21 protein-coding genes and 1 pseudogene are annotated in these 21,347 nt (G+C 38.6%); 21 read left to right on the forward strand and 1 reads right to left on the reverse strand.

Translation table 11 applies throughout. The features are described from left to right. The first annotated feature begins 4 nt into the window (after positions 1-4). The 13 genes and pseudogenes from aroC to AC3E9F_RS01525 form a co-directional block, all read left to right on the forward strand. Entirely contained in the window at positions 5-1,171 is a 1,167-nt protein-coding gene (gene aroC / locus AC3E9F_RS01465) for a chorismate synthase (protein ID WP_263393897.1), read from the forward strand. Between the two features lie 9 nt (positions 1,172-1,180). After that, positions 1,181-2,284: a prephenate dehydrogenase gene (locus AC3E9F_RS01470; RefSeq protein ID WP_263393896.1), complete on the forward strand. Its 1,104-nt coding sequence runs from the start codon at positions 1,181-1,183 to the stop codon at positions 2,282-2,284. 11 nt (positions 2,285-2,295) lie between these two features. After that, positions 2,296-2,634, forward strand: a complete 339-nt coding sequence (locus AC3E9F_RS01475) for a YlbF/YmcA family competence regulator (RefSeq protein WP_263393895.1) — start codon at positions 2,296-2,298, stop codon at positions 2,632-2,634. Positions 2,635-2,723: 89 nt separating this feature from the next. Then, on the forward strand, positions 2,724-4,007 hold the full coding sequence (gene aroA, locus AC3E9F_RS01480) for a 3-phosphoshikimate 1-carboxyvinyltransferase (protein ID WP_263393894.1): 1,284 nt from the start codon (positions 2,724-2,726) through the stop codon (positions 4,005-4,007). Then, positions 4,000-4,476 (forward strand): shikimate kinase, encoded by a 477-nt coding sequence (locus AC3E9F_RS01485; protein WP_263393893.1) that lies wholly within the window; start codon positions 4,000-4,002, stop codon positions 4,474-4,476. The genes aroA and AC3E9F_RS01485 overlap by 8 nt, the downstream gene beginning before the upstream one ends. Continuing rightward, complete coding sequence (pheA, locus tag AC3E9F_RS01490; protein WP_263393892.1) at positions 4,473-5,321, forward strand: prephenate dehydratase; 849 nt, start codon at positions 4,473-4,475, stop codon at positions 5,319-5,321. The genes AC3E9F_RS01485 and pheA overlap by 4 nt, the downstream gene beginning before the upstream one ends. Beyond that, a complete protein-coding gene (locus tag AC3E9F_RS01495; protein ID WP_263393891.1) occupies positions 5,318-6,637 on the forward strand; it encodes an LCP family protein in 1,320 nt (439 codons plus the stop codon). Before pheA ends, AC3E9F_RS01495 begins: the two co-directional genes overlap by 4 nt. 141 nt (positions 6,638-6,778) lie before the next feature. After that, positions 6,779-7,624: a LicD family protein gene (locus AC3E9F_RS01500; RefSeq protein WP_263393890.1), complete on the forward strand. Its 846-nt coding sequence runs from the start codon at positions 6,779-6,781 to the stop codon at positions 7,622-7,624. Next, positions 7,608-8,564: a glycosyltransferase family 2 protein gene (locus tag AC3E9F_RS01505; RefSeq protein ID WP_263393889.1), complete on the forward strand. Its 957-nt coding sequence runs from the start codon at positions 7,608-7,610 to the stop codon at positions 8,562-8,564. Before AC3E9F_RS01500 ends, AC3E9F_RS01505 begins: the two co-directional genes overlap by 17 nt. A gap of 14 nt (positions 8,565-8,578) precedes the next feature. Continuing rightward, positions 8,579-9,295 carry a LicD family protein gene (locus AC3E9F_RS01510; protein ID WP_263393888.1) on the forward strand — a complete coding sequence of 239 codons (717 nt, stop codon included), beginning with the start codon at positions 8,579-8,581 and terminating at the stop codon, positions 9,293-9,295. A gap of 88 nt (positions 9,296-9,383) precedes the next feature. Next, on the forward strand, positions 9,384-9,821 hold the full coding sequence (locus tag AC3E9F_RS01515) for a hypothetical protein (RefSeq protein ID WP_263393887.1): 438 nt from the start codon (positions 9,384-9,386) through the stop codon (positions 9,819-9,821). Positions 9,822-10,025: 204 nt separating this feature from the next. Continuing rightward, complete coding sequence (locus tag AC3E9F_RS01520; protein ID WP_490672710.1) at positions 10,026-11,315, forward strand: O-antigen ligase family protein; 1,290 nt, start codon at positions 10,026-10,028, stop codon at positions 11,313-11,315. A gap of 118 nt (positions 11,316-11,433) precedes the next feature. Next, positions 11,434-11,967: pseudogene (locus tag AC3E9F_RS01525) on the forward strand (IS3 family transposase); the annotation flags it as partial. 52 nt (positions 11,968-12,019) lie between these two features. On the opposite strand, the gene AC3E9F_RS01530 reads toward AC3E9F_RS01525, so the two are convergent. After that, positions 12,020-13,498, reverse strand: coding sequence for an oligosaccharide flippase family protein (locus tag AC3E9F_RS01530; RefSeq protein WP_263393885.1), 1,479 nt, complete (start codon positions 13,496-13,498; stop codon positions 12,020-12,022). A 124-nt stretch (positions 13,499-13,622) separates the two neighbouring features. Between AC3E9F_RS01530 and mecA the strand changes: the two genes are divergently transcribed. From mecA to AC3E9F_RS01570, 8 genes are all read left to right on the forward strand, one after another. Beyond that, positions 13,623-14,360, forward strand: coding sequence for an adaptor protein MecA (gene mecA / locus AC3E9F_RS01535; RefSeq protein ID WP_263393884.1), 738 nt, complete (start codon positions 13,623-13,625; stop codon positions 14,358-14,360). A gap of 146 nt (positions 14,361-14,506) precedes the next feature. Then, positions 14,507-15,070 carry a TIGR01440 family protein gene (locus AC3E9F_RS01540; RefSeq protein WP_263393883.1) on the forward strand — a complete coding sequence of 188 codons (564 nt, stop codon included), beginning with the start codon at positions 14,507-14,509 and terminating at the stop codon, positions 15,068-15,070. A 165-nt stretch (positions 15,071-15,235) separates the two neighbouring features. Continuing rightward, positions 15,236-15,796, forward strand: coding sequence for a redoxin family protein (locus AC3E9F_RS01545; RefSeq protein WP_263393882.1), 561 nt, complete (start codon positions 15,236-15,238; stop codon positions 15,794-15,796). A gap of 9 nt (positions 15,797-15,805) precedes the next feature. Then, on the forward strand, positions 15,806-16,921 hold the full coding sequence (gene msrB / locus AC3E9F_RS01550; RefSeq protein ID WP_263393881.1) for a peptide-methionine (R)-S-oxide reductase MsrB: 1,116 nt from the start codon (positions 15,806-15,808) through the stop codon (positions 16,919-16,921). Between the two features lie 73 nt (positions 16,922-16,994). Beyond that, complete coding sequence (gene pabB / locus AC3E9F_RS01555; protein ID WP_490672711.1) at positions 16,995-18,716, forward strand: aminodeoxychorismate synthase component I; 1,722 nt, start codon at positions 16,995-16,997, stop codon at positions 18,714-18,716. Next, positions 18,717-19,334: an alpha/beta fold hydrolase gene (locus AC3E9F_RS01560; RefSeq protein ID WP_490672712.1), complete on the forward strand. Its 618-nt coding sequence runs from the start codon at positions 18,717-18,719 to the stop codon at positions 19,332-19,334. It abuts the gene before it with no gap. 49 nt (positions 19,335-19,383) lie between these two features. Beyond that, positions 19,384-20,229: an excalibur calcium-binding domain-containing protein gene (locus AC3E9F_RS01565; RefSeq protein WP_490672713.1), complete on the forward strand. Its 846-nt coding sequence runs from the start codon at positions 19,384-19,386 to the stop codon at positions 20,227-20,229. A gap of 103 nt (positions 20,230-20,332) precedes the next feature. Further along, positions 20,333-21,292: an ROK family glucokinase gene (locus AC3E9F_RS01570; RefSeq protein ID WP_490672714.1), complete on the forward strand. Its 960-nt coding sequence runs from the start codon at positions 20,333-20,335 to the stop codon at positions 21,290-21,292. Positions 21,293-21,347: the final 55 nt, after the last annotated feature.

Here is a 21,347-nt window from a genome sequence, read left to right on the forward strand (position 1 = left end):
ATGTATGAGATATTTAACAGCAGGAGAGTCACATGGTCCTCGTCTGACAGCAATTATTGAAGGAATTCCAGCAGGACTGCCTTTGACTGCAGAAGATATTAATGAGGATCTCAAACGTCGCCAAGGTGGATACGGACGTGGTGGACGAATGAAGATTGAAAGTGACCAAGTTGTCTTTACTTCTGGTGTTCGCCACGGGAAGACGACAGGGGCTCCCATTACCATGGATGTCATTAACAAAGACCATCAAAAATGGCTAGATATCATGTCTGCCGAGGATATTGAGGACAAACTCAAAAGTAAACGAAAAATCACACATCCTCGTCCAGGTCACGCGGACTTGGTTGGGGGCATCAAATACCGCTTTGATGATTTGCGAAATTCTTTGGAACGTTCATCTGCCCGTGAAACAACTATGCGGGTTGCAGTTGGAGCAGTAGCCAAGCGGCTTTTAGCTGAGCTTGATGTCGAAATTGCTAACCATGTTGTTATCTTCGGTGGTAAGGAAATCAATGTTCCAGAAAACTTAACAGTCTCAGAGATTAAGAAACTGGCTGCCCAGTCTGAAGTTTCTATCGTCAACCAAGAACGTGAGCAGGAGATTAAGGACTATATTGACCAGATTAAGCGAGATGGGGATACCATCGGAGGTGTTGTAGAAACAGTTGTCGGAGGTGTTCCGGTTGGTCTTGGTTCTTATGTCCAATGGGATCGTAAACTAGATGCAAGACTAGCTCAAGCTGTTGTTTCTATCAACGCCTTTAAGGGTGTGGAGTTTGGACTTGGTTTTAAGGCAGGTTCTCTCAAGGGTAGCCAAGTTATGGATGAAATTATCTGGTCTAAAGAAGATGGTTATACACGTCGGACCAATAATCTTGGAGGTTTCGAAGGTGGTATGACTAATGGTCAGCCCATTGTTGTCCGTGGGGTCATGAAACCAATCCCTACCCTCTATAAGCCCTTGATGAGTGTGGATATCGAAACCCACGAGCCTTATAAAGCAACAGTAGAGAGAAGTGATCCTACTGCTCTTCCAGCAGCAGGTGTCGTTATGGAGGCAGTCGTAGCAACAGTTTTGGCTCAAGAAATCCTTGAGAAATTCTCCTCTGATAATCTGGAAGAATTAAAAGAAGCTGTTGCGAAACATCGGGAGTATACAAAGAATTATTAAGGAGTTCTTATGGCAAAAACCATCTATATCGCAGGACTAGGTTTGATTGGTGCTTCCATGGCACTCGGGATCAAGCGGGATCATCCTGATTATGAAATTTTAGGATACAATCGTAGTCAAGCGTCTAGAGATATTGCCTTGGAGAGAGGAATGATTGACCGAGCGACGGATGACTTTGCCAGTTTTGCTCCACTAGCGGATATGATTATTTTGACTCTTCCTATCCAGCAGACTCTTGCCTTTATCAAGGAGTTAGCCAAATTGGACTTGAAAGAAGGCGTCATTATTTCTGATGCTGGTTCAACCAAGTCAGCTATTGTGAATGCAGCAGAGGAGAATTTTGCTGGTAAGCCTGTTCGATTTATCGGTGGGCATCCCATGGCAGGAAGTCACAAGACAGGAGCAGCCTCTGCAGATGTCAATCTTTTTGAGAACGCCTACTATATCTTCACGCCATCTAGTCTGACAACTCCGGATACGCTCGAAGAAATGAGAGACTTGCTGTCAGGTCTTCATGCTCGTTTCATTGAAATCGATGCTGAAGAGCATGACCGAGTGACTTCTCAGATTAGCCATTTTCCGCATATCTTAGCATCAGGTTTGATGGAACAAACTGCCAACTATGCTGAACAGCATGAAATGGCCCGACGTTTTGCAGCAGGTGGTTTTCGTGATATGACTCGAATCGCCGAAAGTGAGCCAGGTATGTGGACTTCTATCCTCTTATCCAATCGAGAGACCATTGTTGAACGCATCGAAGATTTTAAGGAGCGTTTGGATGAAATTGTTCAAGCTATCAGTAAGGGTGATGAAAACCAAATCTGGAATTTTTTCAATCAAGCGCGTGAGCAACGTCAAGCTATGGAAATCCATAAACGCGGAGGAGTAGATAGCTCATTTGACCTTTATGTAGATGTTCCCGATGAAGAAGATGTGATTTTACGCATCTTGGAATTGCTACGTGGAACTTCTTTGGTCAATATCCATATCAACGAGGAAAACCGTGAAGATGTTCATGGGATTCTGCGGATTTCCTTTAAAACTGCTCAGGATTTGGAACGAGCTGAGCGCTTAATTACAGAAAATACGGACTACACAGTCGTTATTAAATAAGGAGGACAATTATGTCAAATATTTATGATAGTGCAAATGCACTCAGTCGCGGGCTACGTGAGTTGCCTGAATACAAGGCCGTTAAGGAAGCTAGAGATGCTATCCAAGCAGATGTAGAAGCTAGCAAGATTTTTGCGGATTACATTGCCTTTCAGCATGAAATCCAAGTCATGGCGCAAACTGGTCAAATTCCAGATGCTTCTTTCCAAGGAAAAATGGAAAACTTTGGCAAGCAGATTCAAGGTAACTCTCTCTTGTCAGAATTCTTTGCTAAACAGCAACAACTTTCTATCTACCTTTCTGATATTGAAAAAATTGTCTTTGAACCAATATCAGAACTTTTAAAATAAGAATTTACCTCATAAAGTCAGGAATTTTTAAGAAATTTCTGACTTTTTATGATAAAATAAGAAAAAGTATTGTCAGTATGAGGGCTAGTATGAAGTTAAAAACAGACGTTAACCATTTGAATGGTAGTATTCGCGTACCTGGGGATAAGTCTATCAGTCATCGCTCAATTATTTTTGGAAGCTTAGCTGAGGGAGAAACCAAGGTTTATGATATCTTGCGTGGTGAAGATGTTCTCTCAACCATGCAGGTATTTCGTGACCTCGGCGTAGAGATTGAGGACAAAGACGGTGTCGTTACCATTCAAGGTGTTGGGATGGATGGATTGAAAGCACCTCAGAACGCTCTGGATATGGGGAATTCTGGAACCTCTATTCGTCTGATTTCAGGTGTCCTTGCTGGTGCAGACTTTGAAGTGGAGATGTTTGGAGATGATAGTCTTTCTAAACGCCCCATGGATCGTGTGACCCTTCCTTTGAAAAAAATGGGAGTGACCATTTCTGGTCAAACAGATCGAGACTTGCCACCGTTGCACTTAAAAGGTACAAAAAATTTAACACCTATTCATTACGAATTGCCAATCGCTTCTGCCCAAGTCAAGTCAGCCTTGATTTTTGCAGCTTTGCAGGCTCAAGGCCAGTCACTCATTGTCGAGAAGGAGTGCACTCGTAATCACACAGAAGATATGCTGCGTCAATTTGGTGGAGACTTGAGTGTCGATGGGAAGAAAATCACTGTCCAGGGGCCACAGAAACTAAGTGGACAAAAGGTCGTGGTTCCAGGAGATATTTCTAGTGCAGCCTTTTGGTTAGTTGCAGGGTTGATTGTTCCAAATTCTCGTGTGGTGCTTAAGAATGTCGGTATTAATGAAACACGTACAGGTATCATCGATGTTATTCGTGCTATGGGTGGGAAACTAGAACTTACTGATATTGATCCAATTGCTAAGTCAGCAACCTTAACTGTCGAAACTTCAGATTTAAAAGGAACTGAGATTGCTGGAGCCTTGATTCCACGTTTGATTGATGAACTACCTATTATCGCTCTCCTTGCAACCCAAGCTCAAGGGCAAACGGTTATCAAAGATGCAGAAGAACTCAAGGTTAAAGAAACTGACCGCATTCAAGTTGTTGCTGATGCTTTAAATAGCATGGGAGCAGCTATTACTCCTACAGCAGACGGCATGATTATCAAAGGGAAATCTGCTCTCCATGGAGCCAGAGTCAATACCTTTGGAGACCACCGTATCGGCATGATGACAGCCATTGCAGCGCTTTTAGTGGCAGATGGAGAGGTTGAATTGGATCGTGCAGAAGCCATTAATACTAGCTACCCAAGCTTCTTTGATGATTTGGAGACTTTGATTCATGGCTAAGGTTCTATTAGGATTTATGGGGTCAGGGAAAACGACTATTGCTAGAAAGCTGGATCCTGATTTTGTAGACATGGATGCTTTACTAGAAGACCGGCTAGGAATGCCGATTGCTCGTTTCTTTGAAGAAAAAGGAGAAGCAGTCTTCCGTCAGATAGAAGAAGAAGTTTTGGCTGACCTACTAAAAACGAACCAAGTCGTTTCTACTGGTGGTGGAGTGGTCATTTCTCAGAAAAATCGTGACTTACTCAAGAAAAATCCAGACAACATCTATCTTAAAGCAGATTTTGAGACCCTTTACCAGCGAATTTCAGCTGATAAGGACAATCAACGCCCCCTATTTCTAAACAATAGTAAGGAAGATTTGGCAGCGATTTTTAATGAAAGACAAATCTGGTATGAGGAAGTGGCTAGTCAGATTGTTGATGTATCAAGATTAAGCCCAGAGGAAATTATAGAGGAACTGAAATGAAAATTGCCTATCTAGGTCCCAAAGGATCTTTTTCGCACCATGTTGTGCAGACGGCTTTTCCACATGAGGAACTAGAGCCTTTTTCAAATATTACGGACGTTATCAAGGCCTATGAACAAGGTTTGGTAGACTATTCAGTAGTGCCAGTTGAAAATTCTATTGAAGGTAGTGTTCATGAGACCCTAGACTATCTTTTCCATCAGGCTCGCATTCAAGCTGTGGCAGAGATTGTTCAGCCAATCCATCAACAGCTGATGGCAGTACCAGGACAGTTTAAAATAGAGAAAATCTTTTCTCATCCGCAGGCATTAGCCCAAGGGAAGAAATTTATCGATGAACATTTTCCAGACGCTCAATTAGAAGTAACGGCAAGTACAGCCTATGCTGCGCGGTACGTTTCCGAACATCCAGATCAACCATTTGCAGCTATTGCTCCAAAAAGCTCTGCTGAAGAATATGGTTTAGAACTGATTGCTCAAGATATTCAGGAAATGGAAGCCAACTTCACTCGCTTTTGGGTTTTGGGGCTTAACTTACCACAAATCCCTTTGAGTCCAGGTTCTGAAAAGATGAGTCTAGCTTTGACCTTGCCGGATAATCTTCCAGGTGCATTATACAAAGCGCTTTCTACCTTTGCTTGGCGCGGAATTGATCTGACGAAGATTGAGAGTCGTCCCCTAAAAACTGCCTTGGGGGAATACTTTTTTATCATTGATGTCGCTTATACTGATAAAGAACTGGTCCATTTTGCTCAAAAAGAACTAGAAACGATTGGTATCCAGTATAAAATACTTGGAGCTTACCCTATCTATACCATACAGGATAAAGGAAAGGAGAAGGAATGACTAGAGAGAATCCTTTGACACACCATGAAAGACTACGTTACGACTATCTATTAAAAAACATCCACTATCTAAATGATAAAGAAAAGCGAGAGTTTGCTTTTTTACAAGCTAAGCTGGATGGTCAACAAGAAGTGCGCTCCGTTGTCCAAGAAGAAGTAGAAAATCAAGAATACACTGAATTGAACACAGGTCTTCCGAGTTATACGAATCGCAGCCGTGCTAGTCGACGTACTAGTCTGCCTCAACCAAAAGCTAAGATTCCTAAGCAGAAGAAACCAAAGAAAAAAAGAGTTTTTCGATTTAAACGGATACTTGCTTGGCTAGGAATGCTGTTGCTTTGCGCAGCATTGGGAATGATTTTTATGTTCCTGAAAGGTTTCCAATCAGCCAATCCTAATAGTTCAAATGGATCAAAAGATGCCAAGGCTGCCCAAGTTGAAGTTTTCAATGGACAGGATACAAGAGACGGTGTCAATATTCTTATTTTAGGAACAGATGGTCGTATTGGACAGAATAGTGCAGAAACACGGACCGATTCTATTATGGTTCTTAATGTAAGTGGCAAAGATAAAAAGCTTAAACTTGTAAGCTTTATGCGTGATAATCTAGTTTACATTGATGGCTATAGCCAAGTCATCAATGGTCAGAAACAAGTTGACCACAAGTTGAATTTGGCTTACGAATTGGGTGAACAAGAAGGAAAACAAGGGGCTGAAATGGTGCGTAAGGTCCTTAAAGATAATTTTGACTTAGATATCAAATACTATGCCCTTGTAGATTTCCAAGCTTTTGCGACTGCCATTGACACGCTTTTCCCTGATGGAGTGACCATTGATGCTCAGTTTTCAACTCTAAATGGAGTTCCAGTTACAGAAGCGACAGTTGGTGATGACTTGCATGCGACAGAAACAGAATCACCAACACAAACTATTAAAGCCGGAACGCAACAAATGAATGGTTCTACTCTTCTCAACTATGCACGTTTCCGTGATGATGATGAAGGGGACTATGGCCGTACTCGTAGACAACAACAAGTCATGACAGCTGTCTTGCAGCAGATTAAGGATCCTACAAAACTATTCACAGGTTCAGAAGCACTTGGTAAAGTATTCGCCATGACATCTACAAACCTTCCTTATACCTTCTTATTGACCAACGGATTATCCGTACTTGAAGGAGGTCAGAACGGTATTGAGAGACTTACAGTACCGGAACTTGGAGACTGGGTAGATGACTATGATGTCTATGGAGGCCAAGCACTCCGAGTGGATCAAAAGGCTTATCAAAACAAGCTAGCCCAAATGGGATTTAGATAATATGTAACAATCGGTCAAAGCTTGAAACATCTAATTTTATAGGTGTTTCCGGCTTTGATTTTTCCATAATTAGATGGATTTTTTGACCATTTTTATGGTATAATGAAATGATGTAATTCTATAGAAGAGGAAGAGAATGAGATGAGTGATTTAAAGGCAATTCAAGCCCGTAGCTTAGAAATGGCTGAATATTTTGTCGCCTTTTGTAAAGAACACGACTTGCTCTGCTATTTATGTGGGGGAGGAGCTATTGGAGCCTTACGAAATAAAGGCTTTATCCCTTGGGATGATGATTTGGACTTCTTTATGCCGCGAAAGGACTATGAAAAACTAGCAGAATTATGGCCTCAATATGCCGATGAGCGTTATTTCTTGTCAAAGAGTCACAAAGACTATGTGGACCGTAACCTCTTTATCACCATTCGAGATAAGGAAACAACTTGCATCAAACCCTATCAGCAGGATTTAGATCTTCCTCATGGCCTGGCTTTAGACGTTCTTCCCTTGGACTATTATCCTAAAAATCCAGTAGAGCGGAAAAAACAAGTTCGCTGGGCTTTGATTTATTCCCTATTTTGTGCACAAACCATCCCAGAAAAACATGGAGCTCTCATGAAGTGGGGTAGCACTATTTTGTTAGGATTGACACCAAAGTCACTTCGCTATCGCATCTGGAAAAAGGCCGAGAAAGAAATGACCAAGTATGGACTTTCTGAAAGTGATGGCATTACAGAATTATGTTCAGGGCCTGGCTACATGAAAAACAAATATCCAATCCAAGCCTTTGAAGACAATATTTTCTTGCCATTTGAAGGAACAGAAATGCCTATTCCTGTTGGTTATGATGCCTATCTTAGCACAGCTTTTGGTGATTACATGACGCCGCCTCCAGCTGATAAGCAAGTCCCTCACCACGATGCAGTCATAGCAGATATGGATAAGAGTTATAGAGAATATATGGGAGAATACAATGCAAGAAAAAATTAGTATCATTGTTCCAGTCTATAATGTGGAAGCTTATTTGGAACGCTGTGTAGAGTCGATTTTAAAGCAGACTTATACCAATTTTGAATTGCTACTTATAAATGATGGTTCAACAGATACTAGTGGTGAACTATGTGATAAGCTAGCACTGAGAGACCAACGAATTCGTGTGATTCATAAAGAAAATGGTGGACTATCTGCAGCTAGAAATACTGGAATTGATCATGCTAGTTCGGATTTGATTGGCTTTATTGATAGTGATGATTATATTGACGAAGATATGTACGAAACACTCTATCGTCATTTGAGAGAGTCGAATGCAGATTTATCAATGTGTGGCCACTACGATGTCTTTCATCAGATTCCTGAAGAACAAGTTTCAGAGATTCAAACTTGGGAACTTTCTTCAGAAGAAGCCATAAAAATGGTCATGGAAGCTAAGGTATTGTCAGTGACAGCTGTTAATAAACTCTATAAAAAAGAGTTGTTTAACCAACTGAGATTTGAAGTTGGAAAAATTGCTGAAGACGCCTTTATTATGATTCGTTTATTGGATCAGTGTCAGAAGGTTGTTGCAACCAATGAGAAGAAGTATTATTATGTTCATCGCGAAAATAGTATTACTACACAAAAGTTCTCATTAAAATTTTTAAATGTGATTGAAGCTTATGAGCAAAATGCTAAAATCGTTTCTGATAAATATCCAAACTTGAAATATCAGGCAGATACACGTATCTGTTGGGCATATTTTTATGTTTTAGATAGATTACTTAAGGATGAGGAATATAAGGACGAGAAGTTGGAAATTGAACTCATTCAATATTTGAAGAAAAACAAGAGATTCATTTTAAATAATTCTTTATTTAACAGTAAAAGAAAGTTATCTTTCATGGCGCTGTTAATTAATAAGAATCTCTATAAAGTAATTCTTAAAAGAGTTTAGGGAGTAGACACGATATGTTAAAATGGCTAAAATCAACGATGGCTCATTTGTTAGGAGACAAAAAAGAGAAGTTTTTACAGCTACCAATCATTAATAAATTGAACAACATAGCTAATAAAAAAATTGATGGCGATCGTCAAAAGCTTTTAAAAGAGAATGCTCATCAAATTTTAAAAGAATTTGAAGAAGTGAACAATCAACTTGGTCATAAAATCTGGATTGAAGCGGGTACATTATTAGGATATGTGAGAGAAGGCGCTATTCTTGCTCATGATATTGATATGGATTTTGCAATGTTAAATCCAGAAGACGCTTCAGAATTAGATAGAATTAATGAGTTTTTAGCTGAAAGAAATTTTGTTTTAAATCGTAAGTTAGTCTATAAAGGTGATGTGAAGGAGATTTCATTCTCATATAACGGATTGAATGTAGATATTATTTTGTTTGAACGGGTGAATGAAAAAGTTATTTCTACTACGATGATTTGGTACGGAATGAATGCCTTAAATAAACCTGTAGATATTGAAGCTTTTTATTATGAACTTCCAATGGAAGAGTTGGAACAAGTAAACTTTATGGATGCAACAGCGTATGTTCCTACAAATCCAGTAGATTATCTAAAAGGTTATTACGGAGAGGATTATCTAATCCCTAACACTAATTATGATTGGAGAAAAAATCCAATCTACGTACCAGTAGATACTGCTGAAGCAAGTGTTGAATTGACTTAAATAATGAAAGAGTGTAAAATGAGTAAAAATAACATTAAAGTGAATGCTCTTGTTTCTAGTGGTACCGATATCGGTTGGATTAGCCTGTGTGAGTCAATCAATTATCTTCTTATATGCAGGGTCTAAATATATTTTAGCTGTTCCAACAATGATTATTTGTTCCATTCGAATTTTGACATGGACGTTAGATACGATTTTTGCTAACCAAATTATCTTTCTTAAGGGACATGAATTAAGTTTGACAAAAATCTATTTTATCGGGAGATTCTTTAATCTGATATTTAACAGTGGGCTGTATTTACTCGGAATTGAAAATCCAGAATTTTATATTTTAACAACTCTGATCGCTAAAATCATTGTTTTAATGTTAGAAGTGAAGTTTATTCGTGATCGCTCGCTATATGATGTGAGAAAAATTATAAATACATTTACTCGATACACTATCGCTTCTCTACCTTTTGTGGCATTTAAATTAGCGGTGGACTATTTCATCCCATTTGAATACCAAATGTCAAAAGTTTTTTAATGAATACAGAATTTGTAGTTGTTAGTTGTGTCGTCTATTATGCGATATTCGCAATTGTTACTGGCGATTTGAAGAAAGTTATCAAACTTTAAGGAGGGAAAGTATACACAGTTATACAAATATATGATGAAAATATTAGACTTTTTCGAACGAAATTATTTTAGATTTGGAATTTCATACTTGCTTATTTTCAGTATTTATCTGATGGCAAGTATTATTGTTCCGTTAAACTTCTTTAATGCAAATAGCTATGTCACTATTTTACTAAGTGTGTCTGGAGTTATTTTTGGACTTTATAATATTCTAGTAAAGAATGCGTTAAAGAATACAAGAGGAATACGTCCTTTAATTCTTCTGTTTGTTGTGATTATCGTATCACTTGTTGTGAATATGAAATATGGCTATGTAGATAATGTAAAGGACTTAATTGTATTCTTCGTCTATTTCTTTTCAATTTATCCTTTTATCAGTTTTATTAAGAAAGAGGAAGCTGATAAAACGTTATTGTGTATCGGTGGAGTAGTTGCAGTAATGTCTACAGGAGCAGTCTTGGCTTCTTTATTACAATTTGTGACTTTTGACGGATATATCATTGAATCATATAAAGGCAATGTCTATAGACAAGGTTTTATCGATTCTCGTTTGTTTGGGGTATTTACGGATCCCAATATTCAATCCGTAGTATCTTTATTAACCATTACTTATCTTGGATATTTACAAAATAAAGTTACAAAGATTTTCAAAATACTATGTTATTTATCTATTTTATTTAACTATACTTATATTGTACTTTCAGGTTCAAGGACTTCCTTAATTATTATTACTGTAATATTTGTTTATATCGCAATTGTGGCTTTCTTTAAGAAAAATAGAAAAAAACAACTATTAAATGTTGCTATATTTGCTGTCATTACAGTTGGAGCTTATCAATGTATATATCATGGTTCGCAAATAATCTTAAAAGAAAATACGTCTGTGATTTCAAAATTAAATCAAGAGCATAAAAATACAGGGAATTATAAAGTGTTAGCAACTCTTGAACGAAATGACACAGATGCAAAGAATATTTCAAATAACCGTTTTTCCATTTGGCAAGATGCAATTAAATTCTCAGCGAAAAGACCAATCTTTGGATATACATCTGGAAACTGGGAAAAAATTGCTAAGGAAATAGAACCAGGCAGTTACATTGTTAAAAAGAGTTATCGCGTTCATAACGGTTATTTAGAGATTTTATTCTATAGTGGGTTTATTGCACTGTTGGCATTCTTCTGGTATGTTGGTAAGCCAATTATTTCAACTATTAAAAATGAATTTAAAACAAATAACGAGAATTTAATCATTGAATTTATTTTAATTGGATTAATTATTCTTGGTGTTACAAATATGTTTATTAGTGCTACTATGTATGGATTCTCAATATTAGGACTAGTATTGCATGTATCGCTTAGTTACCTAAATAATGGATATTTGAAGCAAATTGAACAACAATAATAAAAGACCGACTGGCTTCCCAGTGAAGTGCACCCCAAAAGTTAGACACAAAATCTAACTTTTGGGGTGTTTTTATTATGAAATTAACTTATGAGGACCGAGTTCAAATCAATAAACTCAGAAAGCAGACAATCTTATTCAACACAAATTTTAATCATCCAAACGAATGGGAAAGCGATACACAGATGTTACAAAAATTGCCATTTCGGTAAGCAACCAAAAATTCTATTTATTGCCAGTTTTAGATGGCTTTAATAGTGAAATTATCACTTATAATCTTTCTATGTTACCGAATTTGATACAAGTGAAAGCAAAGCTAGAACAAGTCTTTACAGAGGATTACTACAAAAATACAATTCCCCATAGTGACCAAGTCTGGTAATGCCAGTACAATTCTGATCATCAGTATTTAAAGAATAAGGGGATTCGTCCCTCCATTTCGCATAAGTGGAATAATCCAGACAATGGCATGGTGGAATCCTTCTTAGGCATTTTGCAATCCGAAATGTTTCATGGTTACTAGAAAATGTTTAAGACACTTAAACAAATGAAATAAGCCATTGTAGACTATATTGGTTATTACAACAAGAGAATTAAGGTAAAACTAAAAGGACTCAGTCCTGTGCAATACAGAACTAAATCCTTTGGATAAATTAATTGTCTAACTTTTTGGGGTCAGTACATTCAGCCTTATAGGTGTTTTGTTAACTTCTTTTGATTTTAGCACGAACTAAGTCAAGTGCATAATGAAGTGTTTTATCTTTGATAATAAAGAGTGTGATAGCGTAATAAATGCCACAAGCTGCGATTGTAGAAAGAACCATGCTGATCATATTCATCGTAACTTCATAGCTGTGAACTTGGAAGAGGGTTTTAAAAATATAATAAATTGGGATGAAACCAAGTGACACGATTGTGTAGCGAGCCAAGGTTGTAAAAATCTCTCTCAAATCCAATAGTTTGTGCTTTTGAATAAAACGAATTTCTAGCAGAACTACGATTGATTCAGCTATAATGGTCGTTCCAATGTAGTATTCAGGACTAAAGATATTATTGAAAATGAGTAGTGAGTTTAGGACTACATTGACACCACCACCGATAAAGTAAAAGGCTGTTAATCGGTTTTCGTGGTCATTGATAAAGATGATTTGCTTTCCAAGGATTAATTCGATAGCCCAGATAATGGTTCGAAAGGCAAAGACGCTTGTTACAATTCCTGCTTCTAGATATTTCTCAGAAGAATAGATAACTGTAGCATAGGTACCTAAAACCATGATACCAATACTGGTAGGAATCATGAGGAAGTAAAAGAGGGATGCGCCCTGATTGACCAAATACTTATAAGAATTAAAATCTTTTTTTCCTAAATAGTAACCAAGTCGTGGAATGCTGACATTAATGGCTCCGCTGAGGACATTAGCAATCAGCATTACAATACTTGAGGCAATGGTGTAGTAGGAGATGAAATTCTCATCAGGTCCTTTAGTGATGAACATACGGTCTAGCAAGGTATAGAGCATATTAGCATTTGCTAGGAGTAGCATAGTCATAAGAGGCTTAGAAGATTTGAGAAGTTCGAGGAGTTGAATCTTGACAAAGGAAACCTCTCGTTTAATCCAAAGGAAGCTAAGTAGATAGTTGATAATGGTTGTCGCACTCATGATTGTGGCATAAGGAACAATATCATCAGGTGTCTTAACGAAGGCGAAGATAGCAACCAACATTCCAATACGAATCACTAGTGTTTTATAGAGGATAAAAGAATAATTCTCATAGGCTTCATTCATCCATTCGATATTTAGAAATTGGAAGAGAGCTTGAATTCCAAGGATATAGTAAAGAATTTTTAGATTGACAATACTAGTATCAAAATAAATAAAGAGGAAATAAATAGCGGTTGTTACTACTGAAGTAATGACTGATATATAGAACAACTTTGAAAAGACATAATTAATCTTACTTTTGTCATCTTTTACTTTACTGATTGCTCGAATCCCATAATTATAAATCCCAAAAGCAGCAAGTGGAATGACAAAGCTTGCCCAGGTATTTGCTGTATTAAAGTAACCATAATTTGATTTACTTAGAATTCGCGTTAGATAGGGATTAGTAATCAGGGGAAACACGATGTTTAAAATATTGACCAGCAAGCTAGCCAAAGCGTTAACTTTTATATTTTTCATGAAACTTTCTTTCTTACATTCTAAAATAGATACTAGTATTATATCACATTCCAACGCCATTCTTTTGATAAAATTATCTAAATCTTGTATAATAGATAGAACTGAAAGTATGAGGTTACGAACTATGAAAATGAAACAAATCAGTGATACGACATTAAAGATCACTATGTCTTTAGAAGATTTGATGGATCGTGGAATGGAAATCGCAGACTTTCTCGTTCCACAAGAAAAAACAGAAGAGTTTTTCTATGCCATTCTGGATGAGTTAGAGATGCCAGACAGTTTCTTGGATACAGGTATGCTTAGCTTCCGAGTGACACCGAAGCCTGATAAGGTTGATGTCTTTGTAACCAAGTCTAAGATCGACCAAAACTTGGATTTTGAGGATTTGGCAGACCTTCCTGACATGGATGAACTAGCAAAAATGTCTCCAGATGAATTTTTGAAGACTTTGGAGAAAACCATGGCAGAGAAAACCAAAGAAGATATTGAAGCTATCCAATCTCTAGAGCGGGTTGAAAAAGAGGAAGAAGCGGCGATTGATGAAATTGCTGAGGTAGAAGAAGGAAAAAGAGAACCTTATATCTACTACATCCTACGCTTTGACGACTTAACTAGTTTGGTCTCTTTTGCAAAGACAGTCGATTACCAAATGGAGACTTCAGAACTTTACAAAATGAATGACCAATATTATCTAACAGTTTTGGTAGATGTAGAGGATCATCCAAGTCTTTATCCAGCATGGTTATTGGCACGTATGCGCGAATTTGCGGATGATAGTGATATCAGTCGCTCAGTCCTTCAAGAATATGGACAAGTCATCATCAATCATGATGCTGTTCAAGGACTTCAAAAAGTATAACTATGTTTATAAATGAGGCAGAGAGAATTTCTCTGTCTTTTTCGATTTGAAAAATATAGAATAGTCTATTGGAAGTAGGAGCATGTTCCCAGCTTGATTAAATGATAAAAAAACGATATCATAGAAGGAAGTAAGCGAGGTAAAGTATGGACCAAGGACATTTACAAAAAGAGGTTGAGGAAATCCTAGAAGATGTATTGGCAAAGGCTTCTCTCCCTGAGGGAGCTCTCTTTGTTTTGGGCTTATCTTCTAGCGAGGTGATAGGAGGTCGCATCGGGAAAGACTCCAGCCAAGAAATTGGAGAATTAATTGTTCAAAAAATATTAGAAATTCTGTCAGCGAAAGGAATCCATCTAGCAGTTCAGGGATGCGAACATGTTAATCGGGCCTTGGTAGTTGAACGAGAGGTTGCAATCAAGTACAATCTTGAGATTGTGAGTGTTCTTCCGACACTGCATGCTGGAGGTTCAGGTCAATTGGCAGCCTTTCGCTATATGAAAGACCCAGTTGAAGTTGAATTCATCAAAGCTGATGCAGGACTCGATATTGGAGATACTGCTATAGGGATGCATATCAAGCATGTGCAAGTACCTATTCGTCCAGTTTTGAAATCTATTGGCCAAGCCCACGTAACTGCTCTCGCTAGTCGTCCAAAACTAATCGGAGGGGCGCGTGCTCAATATCCCCAAGATTTTATCAGAAAAATATAGATAAAAAGTTGAAAGCTCTCATCTGCTCAGCAGGTGGGAGTTTTTTGTGTTCCAAAAGATGCCTTATTTTCCAAACAGATTTCAAGTATTTTTAGGGTGATAGGTATATAATAGAGCTATAATACAATATCTATATTCATATGATGAGCGAGAAAGGTGATGAAAATGAAAAAATGGCAAGCAACTATATTGGTCTGCGCTAGTCTGGTTTGTCTATCGGCTTGTAACAATCAGATGGAGAGCCAAGCTGATAAGCAAAACGGAGACAAAAATGAACAAGTTAGTTCTCAAATTGCAAAACAAGGAGAAGCAGTTACAGACTTTTCACTGACGGGAGTTGATGGGAAAACCTATCGCCTATCAGATTATAAAGGCAAAAAGGTCTATCTCAAATTTTGGGCATCTTGGTGCTCTATTTGTCTAGCTAGTTTACCTGATACCGATGAGCTTGCGAAAGAAGCAAGTGATGACTATGTCATCTTGACAGTGGTTTCTCCTGGTCAAAAAGGAGAGCAGTCAGAAGAAGACTTCAAGAAATGGTATCAAGGCTTGGACTATAAAGATTTACCAGTATTGTTAGACCCTTCGGGACAACTTTTAGCGAGTTACGGAGTTCGTTCTTATCCGACTCAGGCCTTTATTGATAAAGAAGGCAAATTGGTGAAGACTCAACCAGGCTTTATGGACAAGGAAACTATTTTAGAGAATTTAAAGACTATGAATTAGAGGCTTATTATGAATGATAAATTAAAAATAATCCTGTCGATTGGAATCATTATCTTCCTTATTTTAGGAGTTTTATTTCTTTGGGAAAAAAGAAGCGCTAGCTACACTGATACCTCTCAAATTGAGAAGGCAGCAGTTAGTCAGGGGAAACATGCTAAGAAAAATACTGAGCCAAGAAAAGATGCTGACCTACATGATATTTATCTAGCGGGAGGTTGTTTCTGGGGTGTCGAAGAGTATTTTTCACGAGTAGCAGGTGTGACAGATGCTGTTTCGGGCTATGCTAATGGTAGAGGAGAAACAACCCAGTATGAATTGATTGGCCAAACCGGGCATGCTGAGACTGTTCATGTGACCTATGATGCCAATCAAATCTCTTTAAAAGAAATCTTGCTTCATTATTTCCGGATTATTAATCCAATCAGTAAGAATAAGCAGGGAAATGATGTGGGGACTCAGTACAGAACAGGAGTCTATTATACAGATGAGAAAGATTTAGAAGTCATCAACCAAGTTTTTGATCAAGTTGCTAAGAAGTACGACGAACCTATAGCGGTTGAAAAAGAAGCCTTAAGAAATTTTATCGTGGCTGAGGACTACCACCAAGACTATCTCCAGAAAAATCCTAATGGATATTGCCATATCAATGTCAATCAAGCAGCCTATCCTGTTATTGATGCAAGTAAATATCCAAAACCGAGTGACGATGAATTGAAAAAACTTCTCTCTCCTGAAGAGTATGCTGTGACTCAAAACGGTCAAACAGAACGTGCCTTTTCAAATCGTTACTGGGATAAATTTGAAGCAGGTATTTATGTGGATGTTGCGACTGGCGAACCCCTCTTTTCTTCGAAAGATAAGTTTGAATCGGGCTGTGGTTGGCCTAGCTTTACCCAGCCTATCAGTCCAGATGTTGCGACCTACAAGGAAGACAAGTCTTATAATATGGTCAGAACAGAAGTCAGAAGTAGAACAGGGGATTCTCACCTAGGACATGTCTTTACAGACGGGCCTAAGGACAAGGGAGGTCTACGCTATTGTATCAATAGTCTATCCATCCGTTTTATTCCTAAGGATCAAATGGAAGAAAAGGGTTATGGTTATTTGTTGGATTATGTCGAGTAAACTTGAGATTTAAATCAATCATAAAAAAGCCAGATCTCCTGTTGGGGTCTGGATTTTATGGTATACTTAGGGTATGCATAGAAAAACAGTGATTGATTTTAGGGCCTTGGGCGAGCGATACACCTTTATCCAACCTATCAAAGAGTTAAAAACCAGAGATTTAGCAGAAGTGACGGACTTATTAGCACAAGTAGAAAACTACCAAGAGAAAGGCTATTATGTGGTAGGTTATGTCAGCTACGAGGCTGCACCTGCTTTTGAGAAAAAGTTAGCAGTACACTCGGGTCGCTTGTTAGGAGAGTATCTCCTCTATTTCACTATTCATGATAGTGTAGAAAAAACCAGCATTCCCCTGGTTTATGAGGACGTATTTTTGCCATCAAACTGGCAGGAAGTAACATCTGCAGAGGACTATGAAAAGGCTATTGACCAGATTCATCATCATTTAAGACAAGGGGATACTTATCAGGTTAATTATACGGTTCAACTCAAACAGCATTTAAGTGCTAATCCTTTTGTTATCTACAATCGTATGGTGGTAGAGCAGGAAGCTGGTTACAATGCTTATGTTGAACATGACGACATGGCAGTGATTTCCATGAGTCCAGAACTCTTTTTTGAGCAAAATGGGCGTGAGTTGACCACTCGTCCTATGAAGGGGACAACTAAACGTGGTCTGACTGATGCTGAAGACTTGAAAGAGGCGGCTTGGTTGGAACAAGATCCCAAAAATCGCTCAGAAAACATGATGATAGTGGATCTTTTGCGCAATGACATGAATCGTCTGTCTGAGGTAGGAAGTGAGCATGTGGAGCGTTTATGCCAAGTGGAACAGTATTCTACAGTGTGGCAGATGACTTCAACTATCAAGAGTCAGTTACGACCAGATGTTGACCTAGTTGAAATTTTTCGTTCGCTCTTTCCATGTGGCTCCATCACAGGAGCTCCCAAGATAGCGACCATGGAAATTATCAAGGACTTGGAGACCCAACCCAGAGGAGTTTACTGTGGAACTGTTGGCCTCTTACTTCCCAATGGACGACGAATTTTTAATGTGGCTATTCGAACCATTCAACTGCATGGAGGGCAAGCCATCTATGGTGTCGGAGGTGGCATCACTTGGGATAGTACTTGGGAGTCAGAATACTGTGAAGTCCATCAAAAGGCTGCTGTTCTTTACCGAAAACAGCCTCGTTTTCAACTAATTACTACAGGGAAAATTAGCCAGAAAAAATTACTCTTTGAAACTCAACATCTGGAAAGACTGCAAAAGGCTAGTCGATACTTTGCATTTCCATTTGACCAAGAAGTTCTGAAACAAGAGATAGAGAAGGAGTGCCAGTCTTGTGACCTACTTCAAGATTATCGGGTACGAATCAGTCTCAGCAAATCTGGAGCGATTGAAATCGATCGGCAAGTATTGACACCGCTTAGCTCTAGCTTCTGTCAGGCCAAACTTTGTCTACAGGAAGCTGATTTACAGCAGGCCTTTACCTACTTTAAGACGACATACCGACCACATTTGACAGTGGGAAATCAGGAAATCATCTATCACACTGCTGATGGAAAATTGCTTGAAACCTCTATTGGGAATCTGGTCTTAAAAATGGATGGCAAGCTCTATACCCCACCTAGTACTCTTGGCCTGTTACCAGGGATTTATCGCCAGCATTTACTTGAAAATGGGCAGGTAGAAGAGAAGGTCTTGACCATAGAAGATTTGGCACAAGCAGAAGCTATCTATGGCTGCAATGCAGTTAGGGGCTTGTATGAGTTGTCAGTAAAGGAGCACTAAATGAAACTAATATTTTTACACGGTTTGGGACAGTCGGCAGATAGTTGGAAAGAAGTTCAGGATTTGCTAACAGATTATCCCTCTGAAGCACTGGACTTATTCCCTGCAGGAGTTGGGACCTATCAAGAAGCCAAGGAACGCATTTATCTGCACTTATCAATGGAAACAGAACCTTTTGTCCTAGTCGGTTTGTCTTTAGGGGCTACACTTGCATTGGAGCTTTCAAGTTCTGAGATACCAAATCTTCAGGGCTTGGTTTTGTCAGGATGTCCACTGAAATTAGCAGGTAACATTCCTTTTTACATTCAGTTGCTGATATTCAAATTGCTTCCTAAGAGTATATATGAGAAGCAGGGGGCAGATAAGGCTCTTATGGTTGGAGTTTCCGAAGAATTAAAAACACTTGATTTAAGGGAGATTGCAAAGAATTGTCCCTATCCAACTTTGTTAATTTGTGGTAGTCAAGATAAGCCAAATCTAAAGTCTATGAAAGATCTGCAACAACTGATTCCAAATTCTCAGATTCAGATTATTCCTGATGGACCTCATGTTCTGAATAGGGCCAAACCAAAAGAGTTTGCAGAAATAACTAGAAGTTTTCTTGAATTGCAGAAATAAGTTTGATAAAATAATATTGAGATTGATATTATAATTTCAGGAGAAAATCATGAACAAACGTCATTTATTAAAACTAGGCCTAGTTTCTTTACCTGTCCTTGCTCTGTTTTTACAACCTGTTGTGGCAGATGAAAGTATCCATTTTTCGAGCTGTAAGGAAGCTTGGGAGAATGGATATGCAGATATTCATAAGGGAGAACCAGGTTATTCTGCTACTCTGGATAAGGATCATGATGGAATCGCTTGTGAATCGAAGAATGCGCCTAAGGGAGTTTTAAAAGAGAAAAAGACGAGTACATCTCAAGCTAACAACAATGTAGCACCAAATAGTGCAGCACCTGCTCCTAGTGCAGAAGCTGTAAGTGGTTGGGTTCGTCAAAATGGATCTTGGTACTATTTTTCTGCAAATGGGAAACCAGTAACAAATACTTGGCAGGGTGCATACTACCTAAAATCAGATGGAAGAATGGCTGAGAATGAGTGGGTATACGATAACTATTACCAAGCTTGGTATTACCTCAAATCAGATGGTTCCTATGCCCGCAATACATGGCAAGGAAGTTACTATCTCAAATCAGATGGTAAGATGGCTCAGAAGGAATGGATTTATGATTCTTACTACAAAGCCTGGTATTACCTCAAATCAGATGGATCTTATGCGCATAATGCTTGGCAAGGTGCATACTACCTCAAGTCAAATGGTAAAATGGCTCAGAGTGAATGGGTTTATGATTCTTCTTACCAATCTTGGTACTATTTAAAATCAGATGGATCTTATGCTCGTAATGCATGGCAAGGAAACTACTACCTCAAATCAGATGGTAAAATGGCAAAAAATGAGCGAGTGGATGGTGGACGCTACTATGTAGATGCCTCTGGTTTGTGGAAACCATAGAATAGAAAAAAATTTGGAAAATCAATGCAAACCTTTGCACTGATTGACAGATTTTGTTATACTAGCACTGTAAGCATTTTCAATTGAGAATAAGGAGAAAAAGATGAGTCAAAAGATTATTGGGATTGACCTAGGTGGAACTTCTATCAAGTTCGCTATTTTAACGCTGGAAGGAGAAATCCAAGAAAAATGGTCTATCAAGACCAACATTTTGGATGAAGGAAGCCATATCGTAGACGATATGATTGAATCGATCCAACACCGTTTGGACTTACTTGGATTATCTGCTGAAGATTTTCGTGGAATTGGTATGGGTTCACCTGGTGTGGTTGACCGTGAAAAAGGAACTGTTATCGGTGCCTACAACCTCAACTGGAAAACTCTTCAACCAATCAAAGAAAAAATGGAAAAAGCCTTGGGTATTCCATTCTTTATCGACAATGACGCCAACGTAGCTGCTCTTGGTGAGCGTTGGATGGGTGCTGGTGAAAACCAACCTGACGTTGTCTTTATGACACTTGGTACAGGTGTTGGTGGCGGTATCGTGGCAGAAGGTAAATTGCTCCACGGTGTTGCTGGTGCTGCAGGTGAACTTGGACATATCACAGTTGACTTTGACCAACCAATCGCATGTACGTGTGGTAAAAAAGGCTGTCTTGAGACAGTAGCTTCAGCTACAGGGATTGTCAACTTGACTCGTCGTTATGCAGATGAGTACGAAGGCGATGCAGAGTTGAAACGCTTGATTGACGACGGTGAAGAAGTAACTGCTAAAACTGTCTTTGACTTGGCAAAAGAAGGGGATGATCTTGCCTTGATCGTTTACCGTAACTTCTCACGTTACTTGGGTATTGCATGTGCCAACATCGGTTCTATCCTAAACCCATCAACTATCGTTATCGGTGGAGGGGTATCAGCTGCAGGAGACTTCCTTCTTCAAGGCGTGCAAAAGGTTTACGATGAAAATACCTTCCCACAAGTTCGCACAACAACTAAGCTAGCTCTTGCAACTTTAGGAAATGATGCTGGAGTTATCGGAGCAGCATCTCTTGTCTTGCAATAAGAAATAAAAAGGAGAAAATCACTTTATTGAAGCGAGTGATTTTCCTCCTTTCTTT

The sequence above is a fragment of the Streptococcus sp. SCPM-O-B-15277 (M60) genome, from assembly GCF_058200335.1.

Excerpts from the sequence above, each read along its gene's own strand:
- aroA (WP_263393894.1), top strand. The coding sequence starts at position 2,724 with ATGAAGTTAAAAACAGACGTTAACCATTTGAATGGTAGTATTCGCGTA.
- AC3E9F_RS01540 (WP_263393883.1), top strand. The coding sequence starts at position 14,507 with ATGGACCAAGGACATTTACAAAAAGAGGTTGAGGAAATCCTAGAAGAT.
- AC3E9F_RS01475 (WP_263393895.1), top strand. The coding sequence starts at position 2,296 with ATGTCAAATATTTATGATAGTGCAAATGCACTCAGTCGCGGGCTACGT.
- AC3E9F_RS01485 (WP_263393893.1), top strand. The coding sequence starts at position 4,000 with ATGGCTAAGGTTCTATTAGGATTTATGGGGTCAGGGAAAACGACTATT.
- AC3E9F_RS01500 (WP_263393890.1), top strand. The coding sequence starts at position 6,779 with ATGAGTGATTTAAAGGCAATTCAAGCCCGTAGCTTAGAAATGGCTGAA.
- pheA (WP_263393892.1), top strand. The coding sequence starts at position 4,473 with ATGAAAATTGCCTATCTAGGTCCCAAAGGATCTTTTTCGCACCATGTT.
- aroC (WP_263393897.1), top strand. The coding sequence starts at position 5 with ATGAGATATTTAACAGCAGGAGAGTCACATGGTCCTCGTCTGACAGCA.
- pabB (WP_490672711.1), top strand. The coding sequence starts at position 16,995 with ATGCATAGAAAAACAGTGATTGATTTTAGGGCCTTGGGCGAGCGATAC.
- AC3E9F_RS01530 (WP_263393885.1), bottom strand. The coding sequence starts at position 13,498 with ATGAAAAATATAAAAGTTAACGCTTTGGCTAGCTTGCTGGTCAATATT.
- AC3E9F_RS01495 (WP_263393891.1), top strand. The coding sequence starts at position 5,318 with ATGACTAGAGAGAATCCTTTGACACACCATGAAAGACTACGTTACGAC.
- mecA (WP_263393884.1), top strand. The coding sequence starts at position 13,623 with ATGAAAATGAAACAAATCAGTGATACGACATTAAAGATCACTATGTCT.
- AC3E9F_RS01545 (WP_263393882.1), top strand. The coding sequence starts at position 15,236 with ATGAAAAAATGGCAAGCAACTATATTGGTCTGCGCTAGTCTGGTTTGT.
- AC3E9F_RS01520 (WP_490672710.1), top strand. The coding sequence starts at position 10,026 with ATGGCAAGTATTATTGTTCCGTTAAACTTCTTTAATGCAAATAGCTAT.
- AC3E9F_RS01510 (WP_263393888.1), top strand. The coding sequence starts at position 8,579 with ATGTTAAAATGGCTAAAATCAACGATGGCTCATTTGTTAGGAGACAAA.
- AC3E9F_RS01505 (WP_263393889.1), top strand. The coding sequence starts at position 7,608 with ATGCAAGAAAAAATTAGTATCATTGTTCCAGTCTATAATGTGGAAGCT.
- AC3E9F_RS01570 (WP_490672714.1), top strand. The coding sequence starts at position 20,333 with ATGAGTCAAAAGATTATTGGGATTGACCTAGGTGGAACTTCTATCAAG.
- AC3E9F_RS01560 (WP_490672712.1), top strand. The coding sequence starts at position 18,717 with ATGAAACTAATATTTTTACACGGTTTGGGACAGTCGGCAGATAGTTGG.
- AC3E9F_RS01565 (WP_490672713.1), top strand. The coding sequence starts at position 19,384 with ATGAACAAACGTCATTTATTAAAACTAGGCCTAGTTTCTTTACCTGTC.
- AC3E9F_RS01470 (WP_263393896.1), top strand. The coding sequence starts at position 1,181 with ATGGCAAAAACCATCTATATCGCAGGACTAGGTTTGATTGGTGCTTCC.
- msrB (WP_263393881.1), top strand. The coding sequence starts at position 15,806 with ATGAATGATAAATTAAAAATAATCCTGTCGATTGGAATCATTATCTTC.